Here is a 15,832-nt window from a genome sequence, read left to right as displayed (position 1 = left end):
CGAAAAGGCTTGTCCGTCAGAACAGAAAGGGTGCGTGTCGTGACCACCGCCCAGACCCAGGAGCTCGACGTTCAGCCGACGCCCCTCGCCCTGCTGCTGCTCGGCCGTGAGGCCGACCCGAGGAGCGAGCGCGGTGTCGAGTGCCCCGGCGACCTGCCCTCGCCGTCCGACCCGGACCTGGTCGAGCGCGCCCGTGCGGCCAAGGAGAAGCTCGGCGACAAGGTCTTCGTGCTCGGCCACCACTACCAGCGCGACGAGGTCATCCAGTTCGCGGACGTCACGGGCGACTCCTTCAAGCTGGCCCGGGACGCGGCCGCGCGCCCGGAGGCCGAGTACATCGTGTTCTGCGGTGTGCACTTCATGGCGGAGTCCGCGGACATCCTGACCGGCGACGAGCAGAAGGTCGTCCTGCCGGACCTCGCGGCCGGCTGCTCGATGGCCGACATGGCCACCGCCGAGCAGGTCGCCGAGTGCTGGGACGTGCTGACCGAGGCCGGCATAGCCGAGCGGGTCGTGCCCGTGTCGTACATGAACTCGTCCGCCGACATCAAGGCGTTCACGGGCAGGCACGGCGGCACGATCTGCACCTCCTCGAACGCCGAGCGGGCCCTTGAGTGGGCCTTCGAGCAGGGCGAGCAGGTGCTGTTCCTGCCCGACCAGCACCTCGGGCGCAACACGGCCGTCCGCGACCTGGGCATGAGCCTGGAGGACTGCGTCCTCTACAACCCGCACAAGCCCAACGGCGGCCTCACGAACGACCAGTTGAGGGCCGCGAAGATGATCCTGTGGCGCGGCCACTGCTCGGTGCACGGCCGCTTCTCGCTGGAGTCGGTGGAGGACGTACGGGCCCGGATCCCGGGTGTCAACGTCCTCGTCCACCCCGAGTGCAAGAACGAGGTCGTGAACGCGGCGGACTACGTCGGCTCGACGGAGTACATCATCAAGGCGCTTGAGGCGGCCCCGGCCGGTTCGAAGTGGGCCATCGGCACCGAGCTGAATCTCGTACGACGCCTCGCGAACCGTTTCGCGCCCGAGGGCAAGGAGATCGTCTTCCTCGACAAGACGGTCTGCTTCTGCTCGACGATGAACCGCATCGACCTCCCCCACCTGGTCTGGACTCTGGAGTCCCTCGCCGAGGGCAACCTGGTCAACCGCATCGAGGTGGACAAGGAGACGGAGGCGTTCGCCAAGCTCGCGCTGGAGCGGATGCTGGCGTTGCCGTAAGCCCGTGGTACGTCTGCGGTGCTACTCCACCCGCGGCCGGACCAGGCCCGACTCGTAGGCGATGACGACGAGTTGGGCCCGGTCGCGGGCGCCCAGTTTGGACATGGCGCGGTTGACGTGGGTCTTCACCGTCAGCGGGCTGACCTCCAGGCGTTCGGCGATCTCGTCGTTCGAGAGGCCGCCGGCGACGTGGACGAGGACCTCGCGTTCACGCACGGTGAGGGCTTCGAGGCGTTCGGCGCGGGCCGGGTCGCGGTCGTCGTCCAGGTCGCCCTGGGCGAGGAAGCGGGCGATCAGGCCCTTGGTCGCCACGGGGGACAGCAGCGCCTCGCCGGCCGCGGCGACCCTGATCGCGCTCAGCAGTTCCTCGGGCTCGGAGCCCTTGCCGAGGAAGCCGGACGCGCCCGCGCGCAACGACTGCACCACGTAGTCGTCGACCTCGAAGGTCGTCAGTATGACGACCCGGACATGGGCCAGCGACGGGTCGGCGCTGATCATGCGGGTGGCGGCGAGGCCGTCCGTGCCGGGCATCCGGATGTCCATCAGCACGACGTCGGCCCGCTGTTGCTTCGCCAGCCGTACGGCCTCCGCGCCGTCCGCGGCCTCTCCTACGACCTCCATGTCGGGCTCCGAGTCGACGAGTACGCGGAAGGCGCTGCGCAGCAGGGCCTGGTCGTCGGCGAGCAGGACACGGATCGTCGTCATACGGGGTCCCCCGAAGCGCGTGGGCGGGTCTTGACCGGCAGGATCGCATGGACGCGGAAGCCGCCTCCGTAGCGGGGACCGGTGGTGAGGGTGCCGCGCAGGGCGGTGACGCGCTCGCGCATGCCGAGCAGGCCGTGGCCGCCGCCGGAGTCGGCGGCCTCCTCCTCACCGGACTCGCCGGAGCCGTTGTCGAGGACGGTGACCTCGACGTTCGGGCCCACGCGGACGACGCTGACCTCGGCCTTCGCCTCGATGCCGGCGTGCTTCTGCACGTTGGTGAGGGCTTCCTGGATGACGCGGTAGGCGGCCAGGTCCACGGCCGCGGGGAGCGTGGTGCCGTTGTCGGCGCGGGCGACCAGGACCTGGAGGCCCGCGCTGCGGAAGGTGCCGGCGAGTTCTTCGAGGCGGTCGAGGCCCGGGGCCGGTTCGGTGGGTGCCTCGGGGTCGCCGGACTGGCGCAACAGGCCGACGGTGGCCCGGAGTTCGTTGAGCGCGGAGCGGCTGGCCTCGCGTACGTGCGCGAGGGCCTCCTTCGCCTGGTCGGGGCGCTTGTCCATGACGTGCGCGGCGACTCCGGCCTGCACGTTGACCAGGGCGATGTGGTGCGCGACCACGTCGTGCAGGTCACGGGCGATGCGGAGGCGCTCCTCTGCGACCCTGCGGCGGGCCTCCTCCTCGCGGGTGCGTTCGGCCCGTTCGGCGCGCTCGCGGATGGCGTGCACGAATTCCTTACGGCTGCGTACGGCGTCGCCGGCGGCGGCCGCCATGCCGGTCCAGGCGAAGATGCCGAGGTTCTCCTGGGCGTACCACGGGAGAGGGCCGCCGAGCATCGCGGCGCCGGTCAGCACGGTCATCGTGAGCAGGGCGACGCGCCAGGTGGTGGAGCGGTCGGTGGTGACGGCGACGGTGAACAGGGCGACCACCGCACACATCGCGACCGGGGCGCGGGGGTCGCTGGTGACGCTCTCGATGAGGGACGCGGTGGCGGTGACGGCCAGCACCAGCATGGGGGCGCGGCGCCGGTGGACCAGCGCGGCGGCGCCGACCGCCATGAGGATCAGGCTGAGGGGGTCGGGGGTGCGGATGCCCCAGCTGACGCCGTGCCCTCCGTGCGGGTCCACGAACGAACCGGCGACCATGCACACGAGCACCGCGGCGGCGAGGACCGCGTCCAGCGCGCAGGGGTGCGCCGTCGCTTGGCAGCGGGCTCGGTCGAGGACGCTCATTCCGGCAACGGTACGGGGTCCCTGCCGGGGGTGGAACGGGGGTTGGGTGTACGTTCCCTGTGCTTGTGCCGGGTGTTGGTGTGGGCGTCCCTGGGGGCTGCGCCCCCAGACCCCCGCTTCGGCCCCGAAAGGGCCTCGTCCTCAAACGCCGGACGGGCTGATGTACGCCAGCCCTCTGAAGATGGTCACCCCGGGATCAAGCCGTCGTCGCTCAGCAGGTCCCGGACCTCCTCCAGGGTCGCGTCCTCGGCCGGGAGGATGAGTTCGGAGGGCTCCAGGGAGTCGTCCGGGAGGGGGTCGCCCAGTTCCCGGACCTTTGCCAGGAGGGCCTGGAGGGTCTGTCGGAAGGCTGGGACGTCGCCGTTCTGTACTTCTGTCAGGAGTACGTCGTCCAGCTTGTTCAGCTCGGTGAGGTGGCTGTCGGCCAGCCTCGCCTGCCCCTCCCCCATGATCCGTACGATCATGTCGCCCTCCTCAGGCGTGGGCCGTCACATCACGTCACTGCTTGTCGAAGCGCGGAGCGTCCTTCGGCTGCTGGGACTGCGCCTTGTCGGTGCCGCCCTCGATCGCCTGCTGCTGAGCGGACGAACCTCCGGCCAGCTCCGCCTTCATGCGCTGGAGTTCCAGCTCTACATCCGTACCACCCGACAGCCGTTCCAGCTCGGCCTGGATGTCGTCCTTGGCCATGCCGGTCGGGTCGTCCAGGGCGCCGGAGGCGAGGAGCTCGTCGATCGCGCCGGCGCGCGCCTGGAGCTGCTGGGTCTTGTCCTCGGCACGCTGGATGGCAAGCCCGACATCGCCCATCTCTTCGGAGATGCCGCTGAAGGCCTCGCCGATCCGGGTCTGTGCCTGGGCCGCCGTGTACGTGGCCTTGATGGTCTCCTTCTTCGTACGGAAGGCGTCCACCTTGGCCTGGAGGCGCTGGGCCGCGAGGGTGAGCTTCTCCTCCTCGCCCTGGAGCGTGGTGTGCTGTGTCTCCAGGTCCGTCACCTGCTGCTGGAGCGCGGCGCGGCGCGAGAGCGCCTCGCGGGCCAGGTCCTCACGGCCCAGCGCGAGCGCCTTGCGGCCCTGGTCCTCCAGCTTCGAGGACTGCGACTGCAACTGGTTGAGCTGGAGCTCCAGACGCTTGCGTGACGTGGCGACGTCGGCCACACCCCGGCGCACCTTCTGAAGCAGCTCCAGCTGCTTCTGGTACGAGTAATCGAGGGTTTCGCGCGGGTCCTCGGCCCGGTCAAGGGCCTTGTTCGCCTTCGCGCGGAAGATCATCCCCATACGCTTCATGACACCGCTCATGGGCTTCGCGCGCCCCCTTCTGACGGACTCCAGCTCCAGCGACTGCAACAGAACCCACAGTACGGGCCCTGCATCCATTACCGCACTGTTCGGGGACGGATGCGCTCATCCCCAAGGACGACTGCCTACGGTCCCGCTCCGGCGTAAGGAGTAGGTGTTCCCCGGGTAACACCCCGGAGTCGACCCTGAACTCGACCGTCTGCGACGTCCCCCTTGTCCCGTACAGACGTCTGGTGTTGCCGGATCGTTCCCACCCGGACTGGGGTCCAACCCCATTCACCCCTTACCCTTGGGTTTTGTGTTCCGTAGCCGTGCCAAGGAAGAGAAGGCAGCGCCCACCGACAAGGTGTCGCTGACCGACTCCAAGCAGCCCCGAGACCCGCAGGCCCCGAAGGGTCGGCCCACGCCCAAGCGCAGTGAGTCACAGACTCAGCGCCGCAGCGTCGCCAACACTTCGACGACGCGGAAGGACGCCTCCAAGCGTCAGCGCGACGAGCGCCGTGCGCAGATGGAGCGCCAGCGCACCGCGCTGGCCACCGGTGACGAGCGGTATCTGCCCGCCCGTGACAAGGGCGCGGTCCGCAAGTTCGCGCGTGACTACGTGGACTCGCGCATCAACATCGCCGAGTTCTTCCTGCCGCTGGCCGTGGTGATCCTCGTGCTCAGCGTGGTGCAAATGCCCGCGTTGCAGAACATCGCGCTGCTGCTGTGGCTCGTGGTGATCATCCTGATCGTGGTGGACTCCTTCTGGAGCGCGTTCCGGCTGCGCAAGCTGCTCTCTGAGCGCTTCCCGGGCCAGAACACCAAGGGCTCGGTCCGCTACGCCCTGATGCGCTCCCTCCAGATGCGTCGACTCCGGCTGCCGAAGCCGCAGGTCAAGCGCGGAGAGCGGCCCTGAGCGCGGATTCCTTCTCCGGGGGCGCGGCGGATGCCTGGCTGAGCAGGCTGGGCGGGCTGCGGGATGTCGTACGACAGGAGCTGGTGGCCCGGCAGCTCGACGAGCAGATAGCCGGCCGGTATCCGGTCGGACAGCGGCTGCGGGTGCTCGACGTCGGGATGGGGCAGGGCACGCAGGCGCTGCGGCTGGCCCGGGCCGGGCATCAGGTGACCGGGCTGGAGCAGGAACCGAAGATGGTCGCCGCGGCCCGAGCGGCGCTGTCCGGCGAGCCCGAGGGCATCCGGGAGCGGGTGCGGATCATCGAGGGCGACGGCCGGGACACGGGCGTGCACTTCCTGCCGGGCAGTTTCGACGTCGTGCTCTGTCATGGCGTACTCATGTACGTATCGGAGCCCGACCCGCTGCTCGCGGGGCTTGCGCGGATGCTGGCGCCGGGCGGGCTGCTGTCGCTGCTCGTGCGGAACGCCGACGCGCTGGCGATGCGGCCGGGACTGTCCTGGGACTGGGCGGGCGCGCTCGGCGCGTTCGACTCGACGGCCTACCGCAACCGGCTGGGCCTCGATGTCCGGGCCGACCGGCTGGACACGCTCACCGCGACGCTGGCGGGGATCGGGGCGCCGTTGCAGTGTTGGTACGGCGTGCGGGTCTTCACCGACACCGCTCCCGAAGGGGTCGAGATCCCGGCGGACGTCGAGTCGCTGCTGGCCGCCGAGGAGCGGGCCGGGCGGACGGATCCGTATCGGGCGGTGGCGGCGCTGCTGCATCTGTGCGGGGTGCGGGGCTGAGCGCAGCCCCGTGAGGACGGGCGGGGCCCGTTCGGGTCAGCAGTACAAGCCGGATATTCACCCCAAAGAGACACTCGGCGTATGGACTCTCCCCGTACCCGTGCCCTCCGGCCCGTGGCTCTCCTCGCCTCTCTCGTCTGTTCGCTCGCGTTGGTCGCCGGATGCGCCGACTCCGGGTCGTCGTCCTCATCGTCCTCGTCGTCCTCTTCGAAGAAGGACGCCACGACCGCGCAGGCCGCCGTGCCCATGGCGAGTGACGATCTCCAGAACGACTACCTGAAGGTGATCAAGGAGGTCCTGCCGTCGGTCGTGCAGATCCAGGCCAGCAGTGATCTGGGGTCGGGGGTCGTGTACGACGACCAGGGGCACATCGTCACCAACGCGCATGTCGTCGGGGACGAGAAGACCTTCAAGGTGACCACCGCGAACAGCGAGGACGTGCTCACCGCCAAGCTCGTGTACTCGTATCCCGCGCAGGACCTGGCCGTCGTCAAGCTCGACAAGGTGCCGGACGGGCTGAAGGCGGCGACCTTCGCCGACTCCTCCAAGGTCGAGGTGGGGCAGATCGTCCTCGCCATGGGGTCGCCGCTGGGGCTGTCGTCCAGCGTGACGCAGGGCATCGTGTCGGCGACCGGACGGACCGTCAGCGAGGGCAGTACCGGGGGCGGTACGGGCGCGACCATCGCCAACATGGTGCAGACCTCGGCCGCGATCAACCCCGGCAACAGCGGGGGGGCGCTCGTCAATCTGAACGGGCAGGTCATCGGCATCCCGACCCTCGCCGCGACCGACCCGAGCTTCGGGGGCGGTGCCGCGCCCGGTATCGGGTTCGCGATCCCGTCCTCGATGGTGAAGACGGTCGCCGACCAGATCGTCAAGGACGGCAAGGTCACCGACTCTGGGCGGGCCGCGCTCGGGATCACCGCCCGTACGGTCGTCGACGACAGTTACCAGGCAGCCGGGGTCGCCGTGGTCGAGGTGAAGAGCGACGGGGCCGCCGACAAGGCCGGCATCCTGGCCGGCGACATCATCACGCGGCTCGGGGACACGGACATCACCACGATCACCTCGCTGTCGGAGGCGCTGGCGTCCGACAAGCCGGGGCAGCGGACGACGGTGACGTACTCGCGGAACGGGGCGTCGAAGAAGGTCGATGTGACGCTGGGCGAGCAGTAGCCCTCCGGGGAACGGGGTGGGGGCGGCCGGTGCCTTCTCCGGCCGCCCCCACCCGCGCTGTTCTGTCCTACGGCGGGTTACGCGTCCTCGGCGTGCAGGCTCATCGGACCGTAGATCTGTGTGTCGTCCTCGGAGAGGAACACCTGGTCCGCGCCGCCCGCGACGAGGTCCTTCCACACCTCGCCGAGCCAGGACTCCGCGTCTCCCTGTGTGGTGAACTCCTCCGGCGTGACCGCGGGTTCGACCTCGGTCCCGTCGGACTTCTCGAACCGCCAGATCCATGCCGCCATCTACGCCTCCAAAGTCTGACGCGTGCAGAGCAGAAGCCTATGCGCTCTGCTGGGTTAGTCGTGATCAAGTTACGGGAGATTCTTCGTCTGCGGGCCGGTGGGGGCTTGTCGCGCAGTTCCCCGCGCCCCTTAGGGGGTCTCGGCCTCGCGCGCCAACAAGTGACCGGTGAAAATCGAACCTGTGGAACTGACTCTGCTCGGCACCGGTGCCCCCGCTGGACTCCCCCGCCCCGAATGTCCCTGTGCTGCCTGTGCCGTGTCGCTCGGGGTGGATGCCCGGGCGGCCACCGCCGTGCTGGTGGACGGGACGTTGCTGCTCGATCTGACGCCCGGTGCGGCCTTCGCCGCGGCTCGGGCGGGGCATTCCCTGAGTGGCGTACGGCAGGTGTTTTTGTCGCATCCGCACGACGGGCCCGCCGTGGAGGTGCCGGCGGGGCTGCCGCAGCCGGGGCGGGTGCCGGACGGGCGGGAGTTGGCGTTGTTGACGGGGCATCGGGTGCGGGCGGTGGCGATGGACGCGCCCGGTACCGGGTACGCCGTCACCGGGCCGGACGGGCAGCGGGTGCTGTATCTGCCGCCGGGGGGCGCGCCGGCCGGGCTTGAGGAGGGGGCCGTCGCGTCGTACGACATGGTGCTCGCCGATGTCGTGGGGCGGCCGGACGCGCTGGCCAAGCTGCGGGCGGTGGGGGCGATGGGGCCCGCGACGGATGTCGTCGCCGTGCATCTCGATCATGATGTGGCGCCGGGGGCCGAGTTGACGCGGCGGCTGGCCGCCGTGGGGGCGCGGGCCGTGCCGGACGGGACGACGTTGACCGTGGGGGTGTACGAGGACGTGCCCGATGTGCCGCGGCGGACGCTGGTGCTGGGCGGGGCGCGGTCCGGGAAGTCGGTCGAGGCGGAGCGACGGCTGGAGGCCTTTCCCGATGTGCTGTACGTCGCGACCGGCGGCTCGCGCAACGGGGACACCGAGTGGACCTCCCGGGTCTCCGCGCACCGGGAGCGGCGGCCGGGGTCGTGGCGTACGGCGGAGACGTGCGATCTGGTGCCGTTGCTGGCGGCGGACGGGCCGCCGTTGCTCATCGACTGTCTGTCGCTGTGGCTGACGGACGCCATGGACTCCGTGGGGGCGTGGGACGACACGGAGTGGGGGGACGGCGGGGAGAAGCAACTCCGGGAGCGCGTACGGGAGTTGACCGCGGCGGTGCGGGCCACTCGGCGGACCCTGGTCGCCGTGTCCAACGAGGTGGGTTCGGGGATCGTGCCGGCGACCGCGTCCGGGCGCCGGTACCGGGACGAGCTGGGGCGGTTGAACGCCGCGGTCGCCGGTGAGTGCGAGCACGTGCTGCTGGTGGTGGCGGGGCAGGCGCTGGCGCTACGGGGCTGACGGCTTCCGGCGCGCGATGATCCGTTGCGGAGGCGGGAGCCGGTCCTGGAAGCCGCGATGCTCGGTGACGATCTCGCAGTCCTGGAGCGGCAGTTGGGCGCGGAGGGCGTCCGGGCGGCCCTCCAGCAGCAGGAGGCCGCCGGGGCGCAGGACGGTGAGGGCGGCGCGGAGTTCGGCGGCGCGGTCGGGGGCGGGTGAGCGGTCGCGGAGGAGGGTGACGACGTCGTAGCGGGCGCGCAGGGCCGAGGTGATGTGCGGGTCGGTGAGGTGGCCGGCGTGGGCCTCCTCGATGCGTTCGGCGGCGCGGGCCCTGACGACTCGGGGGGTGGGGTCGAGGCCGTCGAAGGACGTGTACGGGAAGAGTTCCTTCGCCGTCCCGGGGAAGTGGGCGTCGCCGGTGCCGACGTCGAGCCAGCTCTCCGGTTCGGGGAGGAGCCGCAGGATCGCGCGGGCCAGCGCGCGGTGGCGGCGGCGCGCGTCGAGGGTGCTGACACGCGTGCTGACGCGGGTGCGCAGGCTGTTCATGGGCGGCTCCCGGAGACGTACGACAATACGGTGCAAAACGATACGTACGGGATCCCGATCTTGAGGGCAAGGACGCCCGGGGCGCGCGGTGGCCATGTGGCGCTGTCGCGTTCGATCGCTGCCGGTACTGTTCGGCGAATGAGCTCGCTTAATCTCGACGACTTCACCGATCTGATCGAGCGCCCCGACGGCGGTGTACGCCGTGACGCGGAGGCGCGCCGCGAACGTCAGATCGTGCCGCCCGGGTCGCTGGGGCGACTCGACGACCTGGGTGAGTGGCTGGCGGCGGCGCAGGGCGCCGTGCCGGTGCGGCCGGTCGAACGGCCGCGGGTGGTGTTGTTCGCGGGTGACCACGGGGTCGCCGCTCTCGGTGTGTCGGCCCGACCGGCGGGCAGCGCCGGGGAGTTGGTGCGGTCGGTGCTGGAGGGCGGCAGCCCGGCGGCGGTGCTCGCGCGGCGGCTCGGGGTGCCGGTACGGATCGTGGACATGGCCCTGGACTGCGAGCGGGGCTCACTGCCGGACGAGGTCGTGAAGCACCGGGTGCGGCGGGGCAGCGGGCGGATCGACATCGAGGACGCGCTGACGCTGGAGGAGGCGACGGCCGCGTTCGAGGCGGGTGTCGCCGTAGCGAACGACGAGGCCGACTCCGGTACGGATCTGGTGGTCCTCGGCGATGTGAGCGTCGGCGGTACGACCCCGGCCTCCGTGCTGATCGCCGCGCTGTGCGGCACCGACGCGTCCGTCGTCACCGGGCGGGGCGGCCTCGCGATCGACGACCTGGCGTGGATGCGCAAGTGCGCGGCGATCCGGGACGCGCTGCGGCGGGCCCGGCCGGTGCTGGGCGACCAGTTGCAGCTCCTCGCGACGGTGGGCGGGGCCGACCTCGCCGCGATGACCGGGTTCCTGCTGCAGAGCGCCGTACGGAAGCTGCCGGTGATCCTCGACGGCGTCGTGGCCGCCGCGTGCGCGCTGGTGGGCCAGCGGGTCGCCTTCCGCGCACCGGACTGGTGGCTGGCCGGCCAGAACAGCGGCGAGCCGGGCCAGGCGAAGGCCCTGGACCGGATGGCCCTGGAGCCGCTGCTCGACCACGGTGTGACCGTCGGGGAGGGCGCGGGCGCACTGCTCGCGCTGCCTCTGGTGCAGGCCGCGGCGGCGCTCGCGGCCGAACTCCCGCTCAAGCCGGAGGAGTTGGCGGAGCCGGAGAAGGCGGAGGAGTCCTCCCCTGCCGTGGAGCCCGTTGCGGCGGCGGAGCCTGTGGCCGCCGCGGAGCCGCCCGCACCCGTCACGGAGCCGGAGAGTGCCGCGAGGTCGGACCAGGCCGCGCGGCCCGAAGCGGCCGTGGGCTCGGAGAAGGCCGAGGACTCCGCCGAGGTCGAGAAGCCCGAGGCGTGACCCGGGTGTGATCGTTGCGGCGACGGAAAAGAACTGTTCGCCGCAACAACACCCATATGATCCTCCTTCATGGGAGATGTCCGGGTCGGGCCCGTTCAGGAACGTCACAGCTCAGGCGCCTCGCGGCGGGCCGCGGCCTTCGCCGTCTGGTATCTGCGGGCCGTCGCGTTCATCAACTTCCTCAGCGCGGCGTGGGTTTCGCTGGGGCAGGACGTACGACGGCACAACCAGGAGAACTTCTTCACGCCGTATCTGCTGACCGCCGGCTTCGCCTCCGGTGTGTTCACCGCGTTCCTCGCCATCACCATGCGGCGCCGCAAACGCGCCGCCTGGATCCTGAACCTGGTGGTCAGCGGGCTGTTCCTCGCGTTGTTCGGGTTCGCCATGTCGTTCCAGGAGATCCGCCAGTACCCGCAGAACTGGATCTCCCTGGGGCTGACCGCCGCGTTCGTCGCCGCGCTGGTGGTGGGGCGGCGGGAGTTCTACGCGAAGGGCGACCGGTCCAACCCCCGGCTCGCCGCCGTCGTCGCCGTCGGCGGGACCCTGGCCGCCTCGCTGCTGGCCGCGCTCCTGGTGACGGTCACCAACCAGGCGCACGACGCGTCCCGTTCGACCTTCGTGGAGCGCTGGCGCTACGGCGCGTTCCGGCTGGTGTCCATCGCCGCCCCGGAGAATCGCTTCCCCGGCATCTGGACCCCGAACTGGGCCAACGTCGCCATCAACGTCCTCAGCACGGTCCTGGTCCTCGCCGTGTTCTACGCCGCGTTCCGCTCCCGGCGCGCCGTCGACCCGCTCACCGAGGACGACGAGAAGAAGCTGCGGGTGCTGCTGGAGCGACAGGGCGAGCGGGACTCGCTCGGGTACTTCGCGCTGCGCCGGGAGAAGAGCGTGGTGTGGTCGCCGACCGGCAAGGCGGCCGTCGCGTACCGGGTCGTCGGCGGGGTGTCCCTGGCGTCCGGTGACCCGATCGGCGACCCGGAGGCATGGCCCGGCGCGATCGAGCCCTGGCTCGCGGAAGCCCGGGTTCACGGATGGATTCCGGCCGTGATGGGCGCGAGCGAGGAGGCGGGCACCGTCTACGCGCGGCACGGGCTCGACGCCCTCGAACTCGGGGACGAGGCCCTCGTCGAGGTCGCCGAGTTCACGCTGGAGGGCCGTGCCATGCGGACCGTACGGCAGGCCTTCAACCGGGTGAAGCGGGCCGGCTACACGGTCCGGATCCGCCGCCACGAGGACATTCCGGCCGACGAGATGGCGTATCTGCTGAAGCGCGCCGACGACTGGCGGGACGGGGCCACCGAGCGCGGGTTCAGCATGGCGCTGGGGCGGCTCGGGGATCCCGACGACGGACAGTGCGTGATGCTCGAATGCACCGACGGGGACGGTGAGTTGAGGGCAGTGCTCTCCTTCGTGCCGTGGGGTCCCCATGGCCTGTCCCTCGACCTGATGCGCCGGGACCGCGACTCCGACAACGGGCTCATGGAGTTCATGGTGATCGAACTCCTCCGCCGCGCCCAGGAAATCGGAATCACCCAGGTTTCGCTCAACTTCGCCATGTTTCGTTCGGTCTTTGAACGTGGGGCGCGGATCGGCGCCGGGCCGGTGCTGCGGCTGTGGAGGTCACTTCTCAGCTTCTTCTCCCGGTGGTGGCAGATCGAGTCGCTGTACCGCGCCAACGCCAAGTACCGGCCCATCTGGGAACCCCGGTTCCTGCTCTTCGAGAAGAGCGCGGACCTGCTGCGCATCGGCCTCGCGGCGGCGCGCGCGGAGGGGTTCCTGGAGGCACCGGGACTGCCGAAGTGGCTGCACCGCAAGCACCTGGAGACGCACAGATGAACCGCCTCGCCCGCTGGGCCCGCGCCGAATGGGGACTGCTCTACGTCACCGTGCGCGAGCCGCTCCTGAAACGGCGCCGGCGGGCGATCCCGATGACGATCGGCGCGGTGCTGCTGACGGCGGCCCTGCAATTCGTCCAGAACCAGTCGTGGGGCTACCGGTTCGTGCAGGACACGGGCGCGGTCCGGGCCGTGGACCCGCTGTGGCTGGCACTCCTCCGCACCCCGCTCTCCCTCTTCGTACCGGCCCTCGACCTCCCCGTGTGGGGCGCCCTGGTCCAGATCCTCTTCGTCTTCGGCATCGCGGAGATCTGCCTCGGCCGCTGGCGCACCCTGGTCATCGCCTACGCCGCGACCCTCGCCGGCACGCTGTACGCCCGCCTCGGCATCTGGCTCGGCTTCGACAACCCGTTCGGGCTGCCCTCCTCGGACCGGCTGGTCGTGGACACGGGCCCCTCGGCCGCGGTGGTCGGCCTCGCGGTGTTCGTCGCGTGGCGCTACGGCGCGTACGCGACGGCGCTCGCGGTCACCGGCGCGATGGCGATCGAGGTCATGCTGAAGGGCAACCTCGCGGGCAAGGAGCACCTGGCGGCGATCATCGCGGTGGGGCTGCTGTGCCTGGTCTCGGCGCTACGGCATCGGCGGCTGCGCGTGCGGTAGGCGCGGCGAGGGCTCACTCACCGCCGGCCGGGGATCCGCGCCGGCATCGGGTCCGGCTTCCCCCCGATCCAGTCCTGGAAGGCGCGGCGCGGGCCCGCCCAGCGGCGGTCGTGGTGGTAGGCGCGGAGAGTGGAGCGGGCTCGGGCCCGGTGGCGGCGGGTGCGGTAGAAGCGCTTGGCCCAGGGGGAACCCGGGCGGGCCAGCCGGACCGCGCCGACGAAGGCGACCAGCGGGACCAGGACGCCGAAGACCGCCATGCGGGCCTTGCCCTTGCTCAGGGCGATGAGGGAGAAGAAGAAGTTCACGGCGACGCTCACGATCACGCTTGCGCGGTCGTGGAGTTCGGAGTCGGTGAGGTCGTTGACGCCGAAGGGCGAGAAGCCGGCGAGGACGAAGCCGACCAGGGCCGCCGTGAGCACCACCGCCTCGACGCTCTTGCGGCCGGCCTCGGTCCAGTACACGTCGTCGAGGTAGAGGATCAGCGCGAACTCGTCCAGCACCAGGCCCGCGCCGATCCCGAAGACGATCGCGAACAGGGCCGATCCGACGCCGTAGCGTGTGCTGGCCACCGCGCCGAAGCCGCCGAGGACGGTGAGGACGACCCCCGGGACGACGTGGTGGATGTGTACGTCACCGGCCTTGATGTTGCCGAAGGGGCCCTTGCCCGCGCGGATCAGCCGGGTGATGACCCGGGTGACGAGGAAGGTCAGGACGAAGGCGGTGAGCGCGAGGAGCAGCGGGAGTTTGCCCGGCTCGACGATGTTGCGGTGCAGCCAATGTCCCATATGGGCACTTTAGCGAGGGCCGCCGGGACCGCCCTCCGGACCGCCGGGTAACCTGCGCCGGTGTCCAAGACCCCGCCCCTCGACAGCCTCCGCTTCGCGTTCGGCACGCTGACCGTTCTCCCGGTCAGGGTGACCCGCTGGGACCGGGAGAGCGCGCGCGCCGGAATGATGGCCGCCCCGATCGTCGGGATGGTCGTCGGCACGTGCTCGGCGGGGCTCGGGCTGTCGCTGCTGTTCCTGGGCGCGGGCCCGCTGCTCGCCGCGGTCGCCACGGTCGCCGCTCCCGCGGTCCTCACCCGGGGCTTGCACCTGGACGGGCTCGCCGACACCGCCGACGGGCTCGGCAGCGGGAAGCCGGCGGAGGACGCGCTGCGCATCATGAAGCAGTCGGACATCGGACCGTTCGGGGTCCTCGCCCTCGTCTTCGTCCTCCTCGCTCAGGTGGCCGCGCTGACGCAGCTCTACGGCGACTCGTGGGGCCGGGGGGCGGCTGCGGCGATCGTGTCCGCGGTCGCCGCGCGGCTCGCGTTGACCTGGGCTGCCCGTGCGGGGGTGCCTGCGGCTCGGCCCGAGGGGCTGGGGGCCGCGGTCGCGGGGGTCGTGCCGGTGGGAGGTGCGGTGGCCATGACCGTGTCCTACTTGGTGATCTCCGCGGCGCTCGGGCCGTTCTTCGGGGGGCAGGGCAGGGTGCGGGCGGTTGTTGCCGTTGTCGTGGCGCTGGTCGTCGCCGAGGTTCTTCTGCGGCACTGTCGGCGGCGGTTCGGCGGGGTCACGGGGGACGTGTTCGGGGGGCTTGCGGAGACTGCCGCGACGACTGCGCTCGTGGTGCTCTCACTGGGTGGGTGAGTGCTGAGGCGGGTCGGCCTCAAGGAGGAGCGCCGACAACAGGGCGGGGCGTCTCACGGGACCGGATCCAAGGTGTGGGGCAAGGCGCCCCACGGATGATCTCCCGTACCCAGTACCGCGCAGTGCACCGAGGCACCCCGGGCCCGGGCCTCGGCCTCCGGGTCGACCTCGGGTGGGACGCCGTGGACGAGGTGGCCCAGGCGGGTTCCCTCGGTGGCGCGCCAGGGTTGCTGGGCGTGGCCACGAAGCCGTAACCCTCCTGCACGGACGCGGAGTTGTCCTCGAACGTGAGCGGCCCGTCGAGACAGCCGAAGGAGCCCGCCCCGCCGTCCGCCGTGACATCTGCCTCATGCCCGTCGAGTGCCCCGGCGTAGGCCGCGTAGTCGAGACCGACCTCCGGGTGCGCCCAGGTGCAGGCGTCGACCTGCGGGATGCCGTACGTCGTCTCGTAGGCCTCCAGCGCGGTCTGTTCCGGCGAACCCGCCCCGAACGGCGCCTCGTTCGGCAGGACGACGCCCTGGTACCTCGCGCGGGGCGTGCCGTCGACCGTGTCGCTCAGGAAGGCCGCGTCGCTCGTGGCACGGCCCGGGTCGCCGAGATTCACGGTCGTGTACGGAATGCCCTCGCTCCTCAACTCGGCGGCGACCATGTCGCCCCTCCCCCAGGCGATCCGCCCTGTGGTCGTCCGGCGGAGGATCCCTGGAAATCATGCAAATCGATGAGCATGGGCCCGCATGAACCTCACGAGGGTGGCGCAGGGCATCCGGGGCCGGGATCGAGAAGTGGCCACTCCGCTTCCGGCACGTGA

16 protein-coding genes and 1 pseudogene are annotated in these 15,832 nt (G+C 71.0%); 9 read left to right on the top strand and 8 right to left on the bottom strand.

What is annotated here, in order from left to right; genetic code table 11:
• The first annotated feature begins 39 nt into the window (after positions 1–39).
• Complete coding sequence (gene nadA / locus ACIRRY_RS10215) at positions 40–1,224, top strand: quinolinate synthase NadA (protein WP_403970192.1); 1,185 nt, start codon at positions 40–42, stop codon at positions 1,222–1,224.
• Between the two features lie 21 nt (positions 1,225–1,245).
• Here the strand turns inward: nadA and ACIRRY_RS10210 are convergent, their stop codons facing one another.
• The 4 genes from ACIRRY_RS10210 to ACIRRY_RS10195 form a co-directional block, all read right to left on the bottom strand.
• The gene (locus ACIRRY_RS10210) at positions 1,246–1,929 is read right to left on the bottom strand and encodes a response regulator (protein WP_403970189.1); all 684 of its coding nucleotides are present in this window, start codon (positions 1,927–1,929) and stop codon (positions 1,246–1,248) included.
• Positions 1,926–3,155 (bottom strand): sensor histidine kinase, encoded by a 1,230-nt coding sequence (locus tag ACIRRY_RS10205; protein WP_403970186.1) that lies wholly within the window; start codon positions 3,153–3,155, stop codon positions 1,926–1,928. The genes ACIRRY_RS10210 and ACIRRY_RS10205 overlap by 4 nt, the downstream gene beginning before the upstream one ends.
• A 185-nt stretch (positions 3,156–3,340) precedes the next feature.
• Positions 3,341–3,619, bottom strand: coding sequence for a hypothetical protein (locus ACIRRY_RS10200; RefSeq protein ID WP_403970184.1), 279 nt, complete (start codon positions 3,617–3,619; stop codon positions 3,341–3,343).
• A 34-nt stretch (positions 3,620–3,653) separates the two neighbouring features.
• Complete coding sequence (locus tag ACIRRY_RS10195) at positions 3,654–4,448, bottom strand: PspA/IM30 family protein (protein WP_200690067.1); 795 nt, start codon at positions 4,446–4,448, stop codon at positions 3,654–3,656.
• 259 nt (positions 4,449–4,707) lie between these two features.
• Here ACIRRY_RS10195 and ACIRRY_RS10190 point away from each other — a divergent pair, with 259 nt between their 5' ends.
• The 3 genes from ACIRRY_RS10190 to ACIRRY_RS10180 all read left to right on the top strand — a co-directional run bounded on the left by ACIRRY_RS10190 (position 4,708) and on the right by ACIRRY_RS10180 (position 7,307).
• A complete protein-coding gene (locus ACIRRY_RS10190; protein WP_403970875.1) occupies positions 4,708–5,346 on the top strand; it encodes a DUF3043 domain-containing protein in 639 nt (212 codons plus the stop codon).
• A gap of 83 nt (positions 5,347–5,429) precedes the next feature.
• Complete coding sequence (locus tag ACIRRY_RS10185; RefSeq protein WP_403970181.1) at positions 5,430–6,131, top strand: class I SAM-dependent methyltransferase; 702 nt, start codon at positions 5,430–5,432, stop codon at positions 6,129–6,131.
• 81 nt (positions 6,132–6,212) lie between these two features.
• Positions 6,213–7,307: a S1C family serine protease gene (locus tag ACIRRY_RS10180; protein ID WP_403970178.1), complete on the top strand. Its 1,095-nt coding sequence runs from the start codon at positions 6,213–6,215 to the stop codon at positions 7,305–7,307.
• Positions 7,308–7,384: 77 nt separating this feature from the next.
• Here the strand turns inward: ACIRRY_RS10180 and ACIRRY_RS10175 are convergent, their stop codons facing one another.
• Positions 7,385–7,597 carry a hypothetical protein gene (locus ACIRRY_RS10175; protein WP_403970176.1) on the bottom strand — a complete coding sequence of 71 codons (213 nt, stop codon included), beginning with the start codon at positions 7,595–7,597 and terminating at the stop codon, positions 7,385–7,387.
• 181 nt (positions 7,598–7,778) lie between these two features.
• Between ACIRRY_RS10175 and ACIRRY_RS10170 the strand changes: the two genes are divergently transcribed.
• The gene (locus tag ACIRRY_RS10170) at positions 7,779–8,981 is read left to right on the top strand and encodes a bifunctional adenosylcobinamide kinase/adenosylcobinamide-phosphate guanylyltransferase (protein ID WP_403970173.1); all 1,203 of its coding nucleotides are present in this window, start codon (positions 7,779–7,781) and stop codon (positions 8,979–8,981) included.
• On the opposite strand, the gene ACIRRY_RS10165 is transcribed toward ACIRRY_RS10170, so the two are convergent.
• Positions 8,970–9,506 carry a class I SAM-dependent methyltransferase gene (locus ACIRRY_RS10165; protein ID WP_403970170.1) on the bottom strand — a complete coding sequence of 179 codons (537 nt, stop codon included), beginning with the start codon at positions 9,504–9,506 and terminating at the stop codon, positions 8,970–8,972. The genes ACIRRY_RS10170 and ACIRRY_RS10165 overlap by 12 nt on opposite strands.
• A 138-nt stretch (positions 9,507–9,644) precedes the next feature.
• Between ACIRRY_RS10165 and cobT the strand changes: the two genes are divergently transcribed.
• The 3 genes from cobT (at position 9,645) to ACIRRY_RS10150 (ending at position 13,393) form a co-directional block, all read left to right on the top strand.
• Entirely contained in the window at positions 9,645–10,898 is a 1,254-nt protein-coding gene (cobT, locus tag ACIRRY_RS10160) for a nicotinate-nucleotide--dimethylbenzimidazole phosphoribosyltransferase (protein WP_403970167.1), read from the top strand.
• A gap of 69 nt (positions 10,899–10,967) precedes the next feature.
• Positions 10,968–12,734, top strand: coding sequence for a phosphatidylglycerol lysyltransferase domain-containing protein (locus ACIRRY_RS10155; RefSeq protein WP_403970164.1), 1,767 nt, complete (start codon positions 10,968–10,970; stop codon positions 12,732–12,734).
• The gene (locus ACIRRY_RS10150) at positions 12,731–13,393 is read left to right on the top strand and encodes a hypothetical protein (protein WP_403970161.1); all 663 of its coding nucleotides are present in this window, start codon (positions 12,731–12,733) and stop codon (positions 13,391–13,393) included. Before ACIRRY_RS10155 ends, ACIRRY_RS10150 begins: the two co-directional genes overlap by 4 nt.
• A 17-nt stretch (positions 13,394–13,410) precedes the next feature.
• On the opposite strand, the gene ACIRRY_RS10145 is transcribed toward ACIRRY_RS10150, so the two are convergent.
• Complete coding sequence (locus ACIRRY_RS10145; RefSeq protein ID WP_403970158.1) at positions 13,411–14,178, bottom strand: hypothetical protein; 768 nt, start codon at positions 14,176–14,178, stop codon at positions 13,411–13,413.
• A gap of 60 nt (positions 14,179–14,238) precedes the next feature.
• Here ACIRRY_RS10145 and cobS point away from each other — a divergent pair, with 60 nt between their 5' ends.
• Positions 14,239–15,024 (top strand): adenosylcobinamide-GDP ribazoletransferase, encoded by a 786-nt coding sequence (cobS, locus tag ACIRRY_RS10140; RefSeq protein WP_403970155.1) that lies wholly within the window; start codon positions 14,239–14,241, stop codon positions 15,022–15,024.
• A 232-nt stretch (positions 15,025–15,256) separates the two neighbouring features.
• On the opposite strand, the pseudogene ACIRRY_RS10135 reads toward cobS, so the two are convergent.
• Positions 15,257–15,670: pseudogene (locus ACIRRY_RS10135) on the bottom strand (hypothetical protein); the annotation flags it as partial.
• Between the last annotated feature and the right edge of the window lie 162 nt (positions 15,671–15,832).

It is taken from the genome of Streptomyces sp. NPDC101776, assembly GCF_044766845.1.
Lineage (GTDB): Bacteria > Actinomycetota > Actinomycetes > Streptomycetales > Streptomycetaceae > Streptomyces.
This window is presented reverse-complemented; position numbering and strand designations above follow the sequence as displayed.

What these genes read in the sequence shown, in the direction of transcription:
- ACIRRY_RS10145 (WP_403970158.1), bottom strand. Translation starts at nt 14,178, where the DNA reads ATGGGACATTGGCTGCACCGCAACATCGTCGAGCCGGGCAAACTCCCG.
- ACIRRY_RS10200 (WP_403970184.1), bottom strand. Translation starts at nt 3,619, where the DNA reads ATGATCGTACGGATCATGGGGGAGGGGCAGGCGAGGCTGGCCGACAGC.
- ACIRRY_RS10210 (WP_403970189.1), bottom strand. Translation starts at nt 1,929, where the DNA reads ATGACGACGATCCGTGTCCTGCTCGCCGACGACCAGGCCCTGCTGCGC.
- ACIRRY_RS10175 (WP_403970176.1), bottom strand. Translation starts at nt 7,597, where the DNA reads ATGGCGGCATGGATCTGGCGGTTCGAGAAGTCCGACGGGACCGAGGTC.
- ACIRRY_RS10150 (WP_403970161.1), top strand. Translation starts at nt 12,731, where the DNA reads ATGAACCGCCTCGCCCGCTGGGCCCGCGCCGAATGGGGACTGCTCTAC.
- ACIRRY_RS10180 (WP_403970178.1), top strand. Translation starts at nt 6,213, where the DNA reads ATGGACTCTCCCCGTACCCGTGCCCTCCGGCCCGTGGCTCTCCTCGCC.
- ACIRRY_RS10155 (WP_403970164.1), top strand. Translation starts at nt 10,968, where the DNA reads ATGGGAGATGTCCGGGTCGGGCCCGTTCAGGAACGTCACAGCTCAGGC.
- cobT (WP_403970167.1), top strand. Translation starts at nt 9,645, where the DNA reads ATGAGCTCGCTTAATCTCGACGACTTCACCGATCTGATCGAGCGCCCC.
- ACIRRY_RS10205 (WP_403970186.1), bottom strand. Translation starts at nt 3,155, where the DNA reads ATGAGCGTCCTCGACCGAGCCCGCTGCCAAGCGACGGCGCACCCCTGC.
- ACIRRY_RS10165 (WP_403970170.1), bottom strand. Translation starts at nt 9,506, where the DNA reads ATGAACAGCCTGCGCACCCGCGTCAGCACGCGTGTCAGCACCCTCGAC.
- ACIRRY_RS10195 (WP_200690067.1), bottom strand. Translation starts at nt 4,448, where the DNA reads ATGAGCGGTGTCATGAAGCGTATGGGGATGATCTTCCGCGCGAAGGCG.